The sequence below is a fragment of the Microbacterium sp. HSID17254 genome (assembly GCF_003989315.1).
Classification (GTDB): Bacteria; Actinomycetota; Actinomycetes; order Actinomycetales; family Microbacteriaceae; genus Microbacterium.
In genome coordinates, this window is record NZ_RBLT01000053.1 from 1 (window position 1) to 14,604 (window position 14,604).

Genomic DNA, 14,604 nt, shown 5'->3' on the forward strand with positions numbered 1-14,604 from the left:
CGCCGCGAAGAGCCAGTCGCCGATCAGCGCGCGTGCCTCCGCGGCCCGTTCGCCGGACTCGACGCCGACGCCCGCGGCGCGCAGCCGCTCTGCGCCGCCGCCGGAGACGTCACCCGGGTCGTCGAGGGCGTAGACGACCCGGGCCACCCCGGCCTCGATGAGCGCGAGCGCGCACGGACCGGTGCGACCGGTGTGGTTGCACGGTTCGAGGGTGACGACCGCGGTCGCGCCGCGTGCGGCGCCGGGGGTGAGCTTCGACAGCGCGTCGACCTCGGCGTGCGGAGTGCCGGAGCCCCGGTGCCAGCCCTCGGCCAGCACCTCGCCGTCGGGGGAGAGGAGCACGGCGCCCACCTGCGGATTGACTCCGCGGGGGCCACGGGTCGCGAGGGCGAGCGCGCGATCCATCGCGCGGCGCTCTGTCGCGGTCACTGCCATCCGTCGTCCTCTCTGCAGCCTCGGGGTCGCTGCAGGGTGGCGGAACGGACGCACGCGCGTGCGCCTCGTGCTGCCTCCCTTCCGGACTAGCGAGGTGTCCCTCGCATCACCGTCGGTTCCGGAATTCCACCGGATCGGCATCCCGATCACTCGGAACGCTCGCGGACTGTCACCGCCGGTTCGGATTCCCACCGACCCCGGAGCACGTTGCTGCTCTGAGTGTACTCAACGCGTCCGCGCCCGTTTCATTCCGTAGCAGGGGCCCTTCCCCGCCCCTCACTTGAGCAGGCGGGAGAGCCGCCGATCGGCGAGCACCTTGCCGCCGGTCTGACAGGTGGGGCAGTACTCCAGGGAGCGGTCGGCGAAGAACACGCTGCGCACCTCATCGCCGCAGATCGGACACGCCTCGCCCCGGCGGGCGTGCACCCGCATGCCGCAGCGCTTGGCGTCCTTGAGATCAGCCGGAGGTTTGCCCGCGGCGGCCGCGACGGCCTCGGCGAGGGTCTCCTGCATCGCCGCGAACAGGCGGTCGATCTCGGCGTCGTTCAGCGTGCCGGCGATCGCGTACGGCGACATGCGGGCCGCGTGCAGGATCTCGTCCGAGTAGGCGTTGCCGATGCCCGCGATCACGCCTTGGTCGCGCAGCAGGCCCTTGATCTGCATCCGCCGGTCGTCCAGCAGCGCGGCGAAGGCGTCGCGCGTGAAGGACGGATCGAGCGGGTCGGGGCCGAGCCGCGCGATGGCGGGCACCTCGGCGGGGTCGCGGACCACGTACACGGCGAGCGACTTCTTCGTCCCGGCCTCGGTCAGGTCGAAGCCGCTGCCGTCGTCGAGGGCGATCCGCAGCGCGATGGGCGACTTGCCCGGCTTGAGGAGCGTGGTCGGCAGGGTGTCGTACCAGCGCAGCCATCCGGCCTTCGCCAGGTGGAAGACGAGGTGCAGCTCGGACCCGCAGGACAGCACCACGAACTTGCCGCGGCGCTCCGCCCCGGTGATCGCCGCGCCTTCCAGCGCCGAGATCGGCGGGTCGTAGGTCTTCAGCGCGGCGATCGCGGCCACGGAGGCACGGGTGATCGTGCGTCCGGTGGTGCGCTCGCCGAGGAACGCGACGAGTCCTTCGACCTCCGGCATCTCAGGCATGCAGCCATCCTGTCACCGGGGTCCGACGCTGTCACGCGTGGACGTGCGGTCAGAGCAGCGGCCACTCGACCGGCGTCCGGTCGTCGTCGCGCAGCAGTCCGGCGAGCCAGCCGTCGTCCCGTCCCCGCTGGCTGGTGAGTCCCCGGCGCATGGTGCCCTCGAAGCGGAAGCCGAGGGCGCGGGCGGCGCGAGCGGAGGGGACGTTGCCCACCACGGCCTGCCAGCGGATGCGGGCGAGGCCGAGCTCCGCGAAGCCCCAGTCGAGCACGGCCCGCGCGGCCTCGACGAGGTAGCCGCGGCCGCGGGCGTCGGCGACGACCCAGTAGCCGAGTTCGGCATGGCCCCCGGCCGGATGCTCCCCGATGTGGTGGAGTCCGACCATGCCCACGAGGACGTCGTCGGCGTAGACACCCCAGACGGTCTGCGAGCCGTCCTCCCACCACTGCTCGACCAGGGCGACGAAGTCCTCCGCGTCCTGCCGGAAGTAGGGGGAGGGCACCGTCGTCCACCGCGCGATCTCCGGGTCCTGGCACGCCTCGGTGATCGCGTCGACATCCGCCTCCGTCGGGGCGTGGAGAACGAGTCGTGCGGTGGTGAGGGTGACCGGAGGCATCCGTCCAGCCTAAAACGTTCGACCCGGCCCCTTCGGTTCGCCCCGGCCCCTTCCGCGCGTCCGTAACGGGGTGGGAGGCACGGAAACGGGTGGGATGCAGGGAACCCGACCGCAGTGTCCGTGGGCGCGATTAGGCTTGTCCGGTGACTGTTCCGGGGATTCTGCGCGCCTTGGAAGAGGCGTCTCTGTATCGTGACGCTCTCGCCTGGGCGCACACCGACGCCGACCTCGGCCTGGTCGACGGGCTTGACGCGCCCGTGCTCGCCGGTCTGCTCGCCAAGCGCGCGGCGGCCGGCCACCCGGCGGCACTGCTGGCCGTGGTGCCCACGGGGCGCCGCGCGGAATCGGTCGCGCAGGCCCTGGAGACGTACGTCCCGGACGCCGAGGTGCTCACCTTCCCCGCCTGGGAGACGCTGCCGCACGAGCGCCTCAGCCCCAGCCCGGACACGGTCGGCCTGCGACTGCAGACCCTGCGGCGCGTCGCCGAGTGGTCCGGGGAGCGCCCCCTCGTGGTCGTGGCCTCGGTGCGCGCCGCGCTCCAGCCCATCGCCGGGAACCTCGGCGACATCGTGCCGCTCGAGCTGACCGTGGGCAGCCGCGGCAACGAGCTCGACCACGTCGCCGAGCAGCTCGTCGAACGGGCCTACTCCCGCGTCGACATGGTGTCGCGACGGGGCGAGTTCGCCGTCCGCGGCGGCATCCTCGACGTCTTCCCTCCCACGTCGGAGCACCCGTACCGCGTGGAGTTCTTCGGCGACGAGATCGATCAGATCCGCGCGTTCTCCGTGGCGGACCAGCGCTCGCTGCCCGGCGACGTGCCCGGTGTCGACCTCCCGCCCAGCCGCGAGCTCCTGCTCACCGCCGAGGTGCGGGAGCGCGCCAGGGCGCTCATCGACGGCTTCCCGGCCATCAGCGGCATGCTCGAGAAGATGGCCGAGGGCATCCCGGTCGAGGGCATGGAGTCGCTGCTGCCCGCGGTCGCCGGCCCCCTCAAGTCGCTCGTCGAGTACCTGCCCGAGGGCACGGCGACCGCCGTGATCGACCCGGAGCGCTCGACCGCCCGCGCCCTCACCCTCGGCGAGACGAACCGCGAGTTCCTCGACGCCGCCTGGAGCGCGGCGACTTCCGGTGCCTCCGCCCCCATCGATCTCGGCGCCGGCGACTTCCTCACCATCGCCGACCTGCGCGAGGTCGTCCGCGACCGCGGCGGCGTGTGGTGGCGGCTGAGCCCATTCGGGATCGGCGATGCGACCGCGGAGAGCGTCGAGGCGGCCACCGTCATCCCCTCCTTCCACGGCAACGTCGACGGCGCCATCGCCTTCGTCGACGCGAAGGTCGCCGACGGCTGGCGCGTGGTCGTGCTCGCGACCGGACACGGCCTCGTCGACCGCGCCCGCGACGTGCTGTCCGACCGCGGCATCGCGGCGCGGGTCGTCGAGACCATCGCGGACGCGCCGGACCCGGGGGTCGCGACCCTCACCGTCGGCGGCGTCGAAGCCGGCTTCCAGGTGCCGGAGGCGAAGCTCGCCGTCCTCACCGACAACGAGTTCTACGGCCGCACCATCGGCGGCGACCAGCGCGTCGTCAAGAAGCTCGCCTCCCGTCGGAAGAACGTCGTCGATCCGCTGCAGCTCAAGCAGGGCGACTTCGTCGTGCATGCCACGCACGGCATCGGCCGCTTCGTCGAGATGACCCAGCGCGAGGTCTCCACCGGGGGCCGCAACGCCGCGAAGTCCGTCCGCGACTACCTCGTGCTGGAGTATGCGCCGTCGAAGCGCGGCTACCCCGGCGACAAGCTGTTCGTCCCCACCGACCAGCTCGACCTCCTGTCGAAGTACGTCGGCGGCGAGGCCCCGACGCTGTCGAAGATGGGCGGCAGCGATTGGGCGCAGGCCAAGGGCAAGGCGCGCAAGGCGGTCCGCGACATCGCCGTCGAGCTCGTCAAGCTCTACTCCGCCCGGATGAGCGCCAAGGGGTACGCCTTCGGCCCGGACACCCCCTGGCAGCGCGAGCTGGAGGAGGCGTTCCCGTTCGCGGAGACCCAGGACCAGCTGCAGACCATCGACGAGATCAAGGCCGACATGGAGCGGCCCATCCCGATGGACCGGCTGCTCTCGGGCGATGTCGGCTTCGGCAAGACCGAGGTCGCCGTCCGTGCGGCGTTCAAGGCCATCCAGGACGGCAAGCAGGTGGCGATGCTCGTCCCGACGACCCTGCTCGTCAAGCAGCACCTCGAGACGTTCACGGAGCGCTTCGCCGGGTTCCCGGTCAAGGTGCGGCCGCTGTCGCGGTTCCAGACCGACAAGGAGGCGCGGCTCACGCTGCAGGGCCTCCTCGACGGCTCGGTGGACATGGTGATCGGCACGCACCGCATCCTCACCGAGCAGGTGCTGTTCAAGGATCTCGGCCTCATGATCATCGACGAGGAGCAGCGCTTCGGCGTCGAGCACAAGGACGCGCTGAAGAAGATGAAGACCAACGTCGACATCCTCGCGATGAGCGCCACCCCGATCCCGCGCACGCTGGAGATGGCGGTCACCGGCATCCGCGAGATGTCGACGCTCGCCACACCCCCGGAGGACCGGCACCCGATCCTCTCGTTCGTCGGACCCCGCAGCGACAAGCAGATCGCCGCCGCCATCCGCCGCGAGATCCTCCGCGAGGGGCAGGTCTTCTTCGTGCACAACCGCGTGCAGTCGATCCAGCGGGTCGCGGCCGAGCTCGCCGAGCTGGTCCCGGAGGCGCGGATCGCCGTGGCACACGGGCAGATGGGGGAGCACGCGCTGGAGCAGGTCGTCGACGACTTCTGGGAGCGCAAGTTCGACGTCCTCGTCTCGACCACGATCATCGAGACCGGCCTCGACATCTCCAACGCGAACACGATCATCATCGACCGCGCCGACAAGTACGGGCTGAGCCAGCTCCACCAGCTCCGCGGACGCGTGGGTCGCGGACGGGAGCGCGCCTACGCGTACTTCCTTTACGACGACATGAAGCCGCTGAGCGAGACCGCGGCCGACCGGCTGCAGACCATCGCGGTCAACAACGACCTCGGCTCCGGAATGCAGGTCGCCCTGAAGGACCTCGAGCTGCGCGGTGCCGGAAACCTCCTCGGCGCGGAGCAGGCCGGACACATCGCGGGGGTCGGCTTCGACCTGTATCTGCGCATGATCGGCGAGGCCGTCGCGACCTTCCGCGGCGAGGAGGTCGAGACCGGGCAGGAGCTCCGCCTCGAGCTGCCGCTCGACGCCCGCATCCCCGAGGACTACATCGACAGCGAACGCCTCCGGCTCGAGGCGTACCAGAAGCTCTCCGCCGCCTCGGCCGCGACCGCGAAGGACGACGCCATCGACCTCGTGGTGGAGGAGCTCGTCGACCGGTACGGCACGCCGCCGGAGGAGGTCACCGGACTCGTGTCGATCGCACGGCTGCGGCGCCGGGCGGCCAGGGCCGGGCTCACCGACGTCGTGGCCATGGGCTCGAACCTGCGCCTCGCGCCCGCCCGCCTCGAGGACTCCATCAAGGTCCGGCTGCAGCGGCTGTATCCGAAGGCGAAGCTCGTCTCCGGCGGGGAGGCCCTGGTCGTGCCGATGCCCACGGTGCCCGCGGCGGTCGGCGTGGGCGTGGAGCCGCTGCCCGACGCCGAGCTGCTCGCCTGGGTCGACCAGCTGTTCACCGCCATCTTCCCCGAGCCCGCCAAGCCCGAGTGATCCGGCCCTCCGCGGTGGCCGACGTGCACAACTTCGGAGTCGGTGTACGACACGCCGGCGGGAGCGGCTCGGGGCCGGCGTGTCGGTGATGATCTCCGAAGTCGTGCACGCCGCAGACGCCGAGGGCTAGTCTGGCCGCATGTTGTACGAGCACCTCGGGGCTCGCCCCCGCATCCACGACACCGCCGTCGTCGCTCCCACCGCCGTCATCTCCGGTGACGTGGAGCTCGGACCGGGCTGCCAGGTGCTGCACGGCGCCGTCATCACCGCGGAGGGCGGCCCGATCACCCTCGGGGCACACGTCATCGTGATGGAGAACGCGCTGATCCGGGCGACCGCGGCCAACGCCGTCCACATCGGGGCGCACACCCTCGTCGGGACACTGGCCAGCATCGCCGGGGCGACCGTGGGCGAGGAGGTGTTCTTCGCGTCCGGAGCCCGGGTCTTCAACGGCGCGCTCGTCGGGGATCGCTGCGAGGTGCGGGTCAACGCCATCGTGCATCGTCGGGCCGTGCTGCCGTCGGGGACGGTGGTGCCGATCGGGTGGGTCGCGGTCGGCGATCCGGTGCAGCTGCTCTCACCCGACCGGGACGCGGAGATCGCGGCGGCCCAGCCCGAGCTCGACTTCCCCGGACACGTCTTCGGCGTCGATCGGGACACTCCCGACCTCATGGTCCAGCTCACCGAGCGCTACGGCAGTTCCCTCGCGCGGCACGCCGACGACCGTCAGATCTGACCCCCACCCTTCGAATCGCCCGAATGGTCGCATCTCGGCCGGATTTGCGACCATTCAGGCGATTCGAATGGGTCAGATGACGCCCTGGGCGAGCATCGCCGCGGCGACGCGCTCGAAGCCGGCGATGTTGGCACCCGCGACGTAGTCGCCGGGGACGCCGTGACGCTCGGCCGCCTCGAAAGCGGCGCGGTGGATGTCGCCCATGATCTCGCGGAGCTTGTTCTCGCTGTCGCCGAAGCTCCAGCGCTGTCGCGAGGCGTTCTGGCTCATCTCCAGGGCCGAGGTCGCGACACCGCCGGCGTTCGCGGCCTTGCCCGGGGCGAACAGCACGCCGGCCTTCTGGAACGCCTCGACGGCCTCGGGCACGCACGGCATGTTGGCGCCCTCGGACACGGCGCGCACCCCGTTCGCGATCAGGGCCTCCGCATCGGCGAGGCTGACCTCGTTCTGGGTGGCGGAGGGCACCGCGATGTCGACGGGCACCTCCCACACGCTGCCGCTCTCCACGAACCGGGCGCTCGGGCGGCGGTTCGCGTACTCGACGATGCGGGCGCGCTCGACCTCCTTGAGCTGACGCAGCAGGTCGAGGTCGATGCCCGCGTCGTCGACGACGTAGCCGGAGGAGTCGGACGCCGTCACCGCGGTCGCGCCGAGCTGGGCGGCCTTCTGGATCGCGTAGATCGCCACGTTGCCGGAGCCCGAGATGCCGACGCGCTTGCCCTCGAGGGAGTCGCCGTGCACGCCGAGCATCTCCTGCGCGAAGAACACCGCGCCGTAGCCGGTGGCCTCCGTCCGTACCTCGGCGCCGCCCCAGCCGGTGCCCTTGCCCGTGAACATGCCGGACTCGTGGCGGTTGGTGACCTTGCGGTACTGGCCGAAGAGGTAGCCGATCTCGCGGCCGCCGACGCCGATGTCTCCCGCGGGGACGTCGGTGTGCTCGCCGAGGTGCCGGTAGAGCTCGTTCATGAGCGACTGGCAGAAGCGCATGACCTCGGCGTCGGACTTGCCGTGCGGGTCGAAGTCGGAGCCGCCCTTGCCGCCGCCGATGCCCTGACCGGTGAGCGCGTTCTTGAAGATCTGCTCGAAGCCGAGGAACTTGATGATCGAGAGGTTGACCGACGGGTGGAACCGCAGGCCGCCCTTGTACGGACCGAGCACGGAGGAGAACTGGATGCGGTAGCCGCGGTTGACCTGCAGCTTCCCGGCATCGTCGACCCACGGCACGCGGAACATGATCTGCCGCTCCGGCTCGACCAGGCGCTCCAGGATCCCGCCGTCGACGTACTCCGGACGCTGCTCCAGCACCGGGGCGATGGAGTGCAGCACCTCGTGGACGGCCTGGTGGAACTCCGGCTCGTGCGGGCTGCGCGCCAGCACCGTGTCGAAGACGGGCTGCACGGAGGCGGCGAGCGGGTGGAAGTCGGTGGGGGTGGTGACGGTCACGCGGGAGGGCTTTCTGATGGGGGATGGGGTGCGGGCGATCGTGTCGCACGCGAAAGCAGAGCCGGGTGAGGCGGAGGTTTCACTCTAGCGTCGGCGACGAGGGCCTCCGCGCACGCGGCGGGAGGGCTCCGGTCACCCGGTGTTCTGCAGGCCGGCGGCGACCCCGCTGACGGACAGGAGGAGCAGGCGCTGCTGTTCGGCGTCCGCGCCGGAGCCCTCCGGCTGCTCCGGTGCCGACCGGAGCGCGCGGAGCGCCCGCAGCTGCAGGAGGGAGAGGGCGTCGACGTACGGGCTACGCAGCTGCACGGCCCGCTGCAGCACGGGCTTGTTCTCCAGCAGGCCCTCGCCTCCGGTAAGACGGATGACCCAGCGACGGGTGAGCGCGAGCTCGTCGAGCACCAGGGCGGCGAGGTCGTCGCGGTCGCCGAGGGCGAGGTACTGCCGGGCGATGCGCTCGTCGGTCTTGGCGAGGCTCATCGCGACGTTGTCGACCATCGTGCGCAGCAGCGGCCACTCGCGATAGGCCTCCGTGAGCAGTTCCTCATCGCCGACGGCCTCGAGCGCGGTGCCGAGTCCGAACCAGCCGGCGAGGTTGATCCGGGCCTGCGTCCACGCGAACACCCAGGGGATGGCCCGGAGGTCTTCCAGCGACTCCACCGAGAGGCCACGACGGGCGGGCCGCGAGCCGAGCGCGAGCAGGCCGATCTCCTCCATCGGGGTCACGGTCGCGAACCACGGGGCGAAGCCCTCGGCCTTGACGAGCGCGAAGAACCGCTCGCGGGAGGCGGCGTCCATCGTCGCGGCGACCTCGGCGTAGCGGGCGGCCGCGCGGCTCGTGCGCTCCTCGACCGTGGGGGAGGAGGCCAGCAGCGTCGCGGCGGCGACCTGGTCGATGTGCCGCATCGCGATCGCGGGCTCGCCGTAGCGGGCGAAGATGACCTCGCCCTGCTCGGTGAGCTTGAACCGGCCGTCGACGGAGTGCGGGGGCTGCGCGAGGATCGCGGAGTTGGCGGGGCCGCCGCCACGGCCGAGCGCACCGCCGCGGCCGTGGAAGAGGGTCAGCTCGATGCCCGATTCCTGTGCCCAGCGGGCGATCTTCTCCTGCGCCGTGTACAGCGCGAGGTTCGCGGCGACGGGCCCGACGTCCTTGGAGGAGTCGGAGTAGCCGAGCATGACCTCCAGCCGGTTGCCGGTCGCGGCCATCCGCTCGCGGAACTCCGGGAAGGTGACGGCCTCGGCGAGGATCCCCGGGGCGGCCTGGAGGTCGGCGAAGGTCTCGAACAGCGGCACGACGTCGAGCACCGGGGCGTCGTCGCCGAGCGCATGACGGGCCAGCTCGTACACGTTCGCGAGGTCGGAGGCCGCCTGCGTGAAGGAGACGACGTAGCGACCCGCGGCGCGGAGACCCCGGTCGCGCTGGATGTCCGCGATCGCGCGGAACACCTCCAGCACCTCCTCGGTCTGCGTGCTGATCGGACCGCCGGCCTCGAGTTCGGCCAGGGCCTTGGCGTGCACCTGGGAGTGCTGGCGCACCTCCAGCTCCGTGAGGTGGAAGCCGTAGGTCTCGACCTGCCAGATCAGGTGCTGCACGCCGCCGAACGCGTGACGGCGGGCTCCGGCGGCGACGAGGGAGGACTGCACGGTGCGCAGCTCCGCGAGCAGCTCCTCCGGACCCGTGTAGCCCTCCTCGTCTCCGCGGCGCGTGGCCGCCACGCGGCGGGCCATGACGAGGACGACCCGGCGGTGCGGCTCGTCAGGGGAACGGGCCGCGAGCTCGTCGGCGACCGTCGGCTCCGCGGCCGCGAAACGCTCCCAGAGCGCCGTGACCTCGGCGCTGGGCGGGGTGTCGTCCGCGGCGAGCGTGAGGGTGCGGCCGATCCGGTCGAGCGCCCGCTCCAGGCCGCGGAGCACGTGGTCGGAGGCGATCTGCGACGCCTCGCGGGTGACCGCGGCGGTGACGAACGGGTTGCCGTCGCGGTCGCCGCCGACCCAGGAACCGATCCGCACGAACGCAGGGACGACCGGGGCGGTGGCGCCGGACTCCTCGCCGCGGAGGGCGTCGTCGATCCGGCGGTAGACGTGGGGGACCGTGGTGAACAGCGTCTCGTCGAAGACGCCCATGACGGTGCGGACCTCGTCGGTCGGGGAGGGCTTCTGCGCGCGCAGCGGCGCCGTGCGCCACAGGGTGTCGATCTCCTCGAGCATCCGGCGGCGCGCGCGGTGCTCCTCGGAGCCGCCTGCGCTTGCCACGTCGTGCTGGGTGAGCAGCTCCGAGAGGCGGCGGATGCTCGACGAGACCGCGCGGCGCCGGGCCTCGGTCGGGTGGGCCGTGAAGACGGGGTGGAAGCGCAGGCCGTCCAGACGACGGCGGGCCTCGTCGTCGCCGACCTCCTCGCGCAGCCGGGCGTACGCCCCCGCGACCGTGTCCGTCGCCTGGGCCCCTGAGCCTGTCGAAGGGGCCTGCCCCGCCCGCTCCCGGAGCACGCGCACGCGCTGGTGCTCCTCGGCGAGGTTCACGAGGTGGAAGTAGCAGGTGAACGCGCGGGCGACCTCGTCGGCACGGGCGATCGTGAAGGAGTCGGCGATCGCCGCGGCGCGGTCGAACGCGTCGGAGCTGTGGTCCTCGTAGGCCTGGATCGTCGCGAGGCGCAGGCGCTCGACGTCCTCGAAGAGGTCGTCGCCGCCGGCCTCCCGGAGCACCTGGCCGAGGAGCTGGCCCAGCATCCGCACGTCGGAGCGCATGGCATCGGGGATGCCGCGACCGGCTTCGAAACGACCGATCACGCGGATGGCCTCGGTGGGCGTCGGCTCGGAGAAAGCGGGGGAATCGGGGGTCACCCTCCGAGAGTAGCCGGGCGGATCGGGGTGTCCTGCACGCATGACGACCGTGTGACGCCGCGGCCTACGATGGACGGGATGCGCATCACAGCGAACCCCCTCCGCGGGCAGCAGTTCCCCGCCGTCCTCCTGCTCGTGGCCGCCGGCCTCGGACTCCTCTTCGCGAACCTGCCCACGCACGACGCGATCGCCGGGCTGTTGGAGACGCACCTCGCCGTCCCGGGGACGGCGCTGGACCTCTCGATCGCGCACTGGGTGTCGGACGGACTGCTCGCGATCTTCTTCCTCGTCGTGGCGATCGAGCTGCGGCACGAGCTCACCCACGGCGAGCTCGACTCCGCGCGGAAGGCCGTGCAGCCGGCCATCGCGGCGACCGGCGGCGTGCTCGTGCCGATCCTCGTGTACCTGCTGATCGCGGGAGGGCCGGAGACGGCGTCCGGGTGGCCGATCCCGACCGCCACCGACATCGCCTTCGCGCTCGGCGTGCTGGCGATGTTCGGACGCGGACTCCCGTCCCGGGTGCGGGTGTTCCTGCTGGCCCTCGCGATCCTCGACGACATCATCGGCATCATCTTCATCGCGGTGCTCTTCGCGCACGACGTACAGTGGCTCCTGTTCGGGCTCGCGATCGTCGGGGTGGCGGTGTTCTGGCTGCTGAGCCGCCTGCTGCACGCCACCGGACACACGCTCGTCGCGGTCGGGATGGCCGTCGTCGGCGTCGTCACGTGGGGCCTCGTCGCCTCGTCCGGCATCCACGCGACCATCGCCGGCGTGATGCTCGGCCTCGTCATGGCGCCGGTACCCGCCGGACGCACCCGGCATGCGCTGGAGCCGACCGTGAACGGCGCGATCCTGCCGCTCTTCGCCTTCGTGGCGGCCTTCGTCGTCATCCCCGCCGTCTCGCCGACGGCCCTCTCCCCGGCCTTCTGGGCGATCGTGGTGGCCCTTCCGGTGGGGAAGATCATCGGCATCTCCCTGTTCGGCTGGCTCGCCATGCGCATCCGTCCGAAGGGGGCCGACCCGGCGCTGCCCTTCGCGGACATCCTCGCCGCTGGCGCCCTGGGCGGCATCGGATTCACCGTCTCGCTCCTGCTCGCGAACCTCGCGTTCGAGGGCGACGCGGTCATCCGCGACCAGGCGATCCTCGGCGTCCTCGTGGGGTCGCTCTTCGCGCTGATCCTCTCCGGCATCGTCGTCACCCTGCGCGCCCGGTGGTACCGTCGCGCTGCGCCCATCCCCGCCTGAGCCGGAGTCCGGAGGAAACATGACCAGCGAGCAGCGAGGCCCCGAGGACATCGACGATCCGCTGCGCGCGGCCGCAGAGACCATGCGTGCGGTGCGGGAGCGGTGTGTGTGGTCGCAGCGCATCACGCACCGCGACCTCGTGCCGTACCTCATCGAGGAGTCGCACGAGGTGATCGACGCGGTCGAGGACGGCTCGCGCGCCGACCTCCGCGAGGAGCTGGGCGATCTGCTGTGGCAGGTGCTGTTCCATGCCGCGATCGCGGCACAGGATCCGGACGACCCGTTCGACATCGACGACGTCGCCCGCACGCTCACCGAGAAGATGGTGCGGCGGCATCCGCACGTGTTCGGCGACGAGGTCGCGGAGACGCCGGAGGAGGTGCTCGTGCACTGGAACGCGGCGAAGGCGGCGGAGAAGCGCACCCGCCGCAGCGTGCTCGACGGGATCCCGCGCGCGATGCCCGCCCTCGCGCGTGCGCAGAAGATGTCGGGTCGTGCCGCCGGCGCCGGCGTGGTGCCCGCGCCGCCGTCCGCCCTGCGCCCGTCGTCGGAGGAGGAGCTCGGCGATGCCCTCCTCGCCCTCGTGGACACCGCTCGGGCCGAGGGCTGGGACGCGGAGCGCGCCCTCCGGGAACGGTTGACGCGCCTGGAGGACGAGGTCCGCGCCGCCGAGGCCGGTTGACCCGACACGGACACCGCCGCCGACCTGGGAAGATGGACGGGTGGCTACCGTGAACGCGCCGCGCGGCATGCGCGACTTCCTCCCCGCCGACAAGGCCCGCCGTGAGCGGGTGCTCTCCGTCATCCGCGACCGCTATCGCGCGCACGGATTCGACGAGATCGAGACACCCGTGGTCGAGGAGTACGACCGGCTGCACGCCGGCATCGGCGGCGACAACGAGAAGCTGTCGTTCAACATCCTGCGTCGCGGCCTGGATGCGGAGGCCGTCCGCGCCGCCGCCGACGATCCCGCGGAGCTCTCCGACCTCGGCCTGCGCTACGACCTGACGGTGCCGCTCGCCCGCTTCTACGCGAGCAACCGGGGACAGCTCCCCGGCGTCTTCCGATCCATCCAGATCGGTCCCGTCTGGCGGGCCGAGCGTCCGCAGAAGGGGCGCTACCGCCAGTTCGTCCAGTGCGACATCGACATCATCGGCGACGCGTCCGCGCGCGCCGAGGCCGAGCTGCTGGCCGCCTCGCTCGACGCCGTCGACGCCCTGGGGCTGGAGGGCGCGAGCGTGCGGATCAACGACCGCCGCGTGCTGGAGTGGATGCTGGAGCACTTCGGCTTCACCGAGGACGAGCGCCCGCAGGTGCTGATCACGATCGACAAGCTCGACAAGATCGGGCCGGAGGGTGTGGCCGCCGAGCTCCGCGAGCGCGGGGCTACGACGACCGCGGTCGACGCGTTCCAGGCCTTCCTCGGTCGCCCGCAGACGCTCAAGTACCACCCGTTCGGCGACCGCCAGATCCGCAAGGCGCTCCCGGACGGCGCGCCCGACGAGCTCGTCGCCCACCTCGTCGGCATCGGCGAGGCCGTGGCGGCGGGCCGAGGGCAGGACGACATCCCGCTCGTGTTCGACCCGTTCCTCGTGCGCGGCATGGGGTATTACACGGGGACGATCTTCGAGCTCGCGCACCCGTCCGTCACGTACTCGCTCGGCGGTGGAGGACGGTACGACGGCATGATCGGCCGGTTCCTCCAGCAGGACGTGCCGGCGGTGGGCTTCTCCCTCGGGTTCGAGCGCCTGGTCGACCTCGTCTCGACGGACCCGGCCACCGCGGCGCAGGCGATCGTGCTCGTCCACGACGCGGCCGTCCCCGTCGCGGAGCTCGTGGCGCACAAGACGGCCCTCGTCGCGAAGGGCGCGCGGGTCCGCCTCGAACAGCGCACGAAGAACCTCAAGGCGCTGCTGGAGCGCTCCGCCGCGGACGGCTACACCCACTTCGCGAGCGTGCGCCCCGGCGACGACGCGCTCGAGGTGAAAACGCTGGCCTGAGTCGCCACCGTCGGGACGAGGCGTTCACCGGACGTTCACGGCGGTCGGCTGGAATCGTGCCGTGCGTCGTCTGCTTCTGCTGACCCTGGTCGCGCTCGCCGCTGCGCTCGTCGCGGGCTCCCGCGCGGTCCTCGACCGGCAGGCCGCCCTCGCGCGCCGGCGCATCGGGAAGCCGCTGGGGGAGCAGTCGCTCGACGCCGACCGTGTCTGGCGCCCGGGGCTCGAGGGCGAGCCGCTCGACCTCCTGCTGCTGGGCGACTCCCTCGCTGCCGGCCTGGGAGCGGCACGGCGGAAGGAGACCCTCGGGGCGCGGCTCGCGAAGGCGACGGCACGCCGGCTCGGGCAGATCGGCAGAGCGTCGTGTCGGGAAAGAGGGTAGGGTTGGGTGTAGGTCTTGGTGGTAGCCGTATCACGAAAACAACAACATAGTAAGCGGAGCCCCTT

11 protein-coding genes and 1 riboswitch are annotated in these 14,604 nt (G+C 71.8%); of the genes, 6 read left to right on the top strand and 5 right to left on the bottom strand.

Annotation, left to right across the window (positions count from 1 at the left end):
- From D8M34_RS16600 to D8M34_RS16610, 3 genes are all read right to left on the bottom strand, one after another.
- Positions 1–435, bottom strand: a 435-nt coding sequence (locus D8M34_RS16600) for a bifunctional diaminohydroxyphosphoribosylaminopyrimidine deaminase/5-amino-6-(5-phosphoribosylamino)uracil reductase RibD (protein WP_202976270.1), incomplete at its 3' end; no start/stop codon positions are given.
- A gap of 64 nt (positions 436–499) precedes the next feature.
- Positions 500–644, bottom strand: a riboswitch (FMN riboswitch).
- Between the two features lie 67 nt (positions 645–711).
- Positions 712–1,575, bottom strand: a complete 864-nt coding sequence (locus D8M34_RS16605; protein ID WP_126894557.1) for an Fpg/Nei family DNA glycosylase — start codon at positions 1,573–1,575, stop codon at positions 712–714.
- A gap of 49 nt (positions 1,576–1,624) precedes the next feature.
- Positions 1,625–2,188: a GNAT family N-acetyltransferase gene (locus D8M34_RS16610; protein WP_126894558.1), complete on the bottom strand. Its 564-nt coding sequence runs from the start codon at positions 2,186–2,188 to the stop codon at positions 1,625–1,627.
- 143 nt (positions 2,189–2,331) lie between these two features.
- Between D8M34_RS16610 and mfd the strand changes: the two genes are divergently transcribed.
- The gene (mfd, locus tag D8M34_RS16615) at positions 2,332–5,898 is read left to right on the top strand and encodes a transcription-repair coupling factor (RefSeq protein WP_164498189.1); all 3,567 of its coding nucleotides are present in this window, start codon (positions 2,332–2,334) and stop codon (positions 5,896–5,898) included.
- 139 nt (positions 5,899–6,037) lie between these two features.
- Complete coding sequence (locus D8M34_RS16620) at positions 6,038–6,634, top strand: gamma carbonic anhydrase family protein (protein WP_126894559.1); 597 nt, start codon at positions 6,038–6,040, stop codon at positions 6,632–6,634.
- 72 nt (positions 6,635–6,706) lie between these two features.
- Here the strand turns inward: D8M34_RS16620 and gdhA are convergent, their stop codons facing one another.
- The gene (gdhA, locus tag D8M34_RS16625) at positions 6,707–8,077 is read right to left on the bottom strand and encodes an NADP-specific glutamate dehydrogenase (RefSeq protein ID WP_126894560.1); all 1,371 of its coding nucleotides are present in this window, start codon (positions 8,075–8,077) and stop codon (positions 6,707–6,709) included.
- 132 nt (positions 8,078–8,209) lie between these two features.
- Complete coding sequence (locus D8M34_RS16630) at positions 8,210–10,819, bottom strand: phosphoenolpyruvate carboxylase (protein ID WP_446723737.1); 2,610 nt, start codon at positions 10,817–10,819, stop codon at positions 8,210–8,212.
- A gap of 174 nt (positions 10,820–10,993) precedes the next feature.
- Here D8M34_RS16630 and nhaA point away from each other — a divergent pair, with 174 nt between their 5' ends.
- The 4 genes from nhaA (at position 10,994) to D8M34_RS16650 (ending at position 14,539) form a co-directional block, all read left to right on the top strand.
- Positions 10,994–12,160: a Na+/H+ antiporter NhaA gene (gene nhaA, locus D8M34_RS16635; protein WP_126894562.1), complete on the top strand. Its 1,167-nt coding sequence runs from the start codon at positions 10,994–10,996 to the stop codon at positions 12,158–12,160.
- Between the two features lie 19 nt (positions 12,161–12,179).
- Positions 12,180–12,842: a MazG family protein gene (locus D8M34_RS16640; RefSeq protein WP_126894563.1), complete on the top strand. Its 663-nt coding sequence runs from the start codon at positions 12,180–12,182 to the stop codon at positions 12,840–12,842.
- A gap of 67 nt (positions 12,843–12,909) precedes the next feature.
- On the top strand, positions 12,910–14,160 hold the full coding sequence (gene hisS / locus D8M34_RS16645; RefSeq protein ID WP_238695694.1) for a histidine--tRNA ligase: 1,251 nt from the start codon (positions 12,910–12,912) through the stop codon (positions 14,158–14,160).
- A gap of 61 nt (positions 14,161–14,221) precedes the next feature.
- The gene (locus D8M34_RS16650) at positions 14,222–14,539 is read left to right on the top strand and encodes a hypothetical protein (protein ID WP_238695693.1); all 318 of its coding nucleotides are present in this window, start codon (positions 14,222–14,224) and stop codon (positions 14,537–14,539) included.
- Positions 14,540–14,604: the final 65 nt, after the last annotated feature.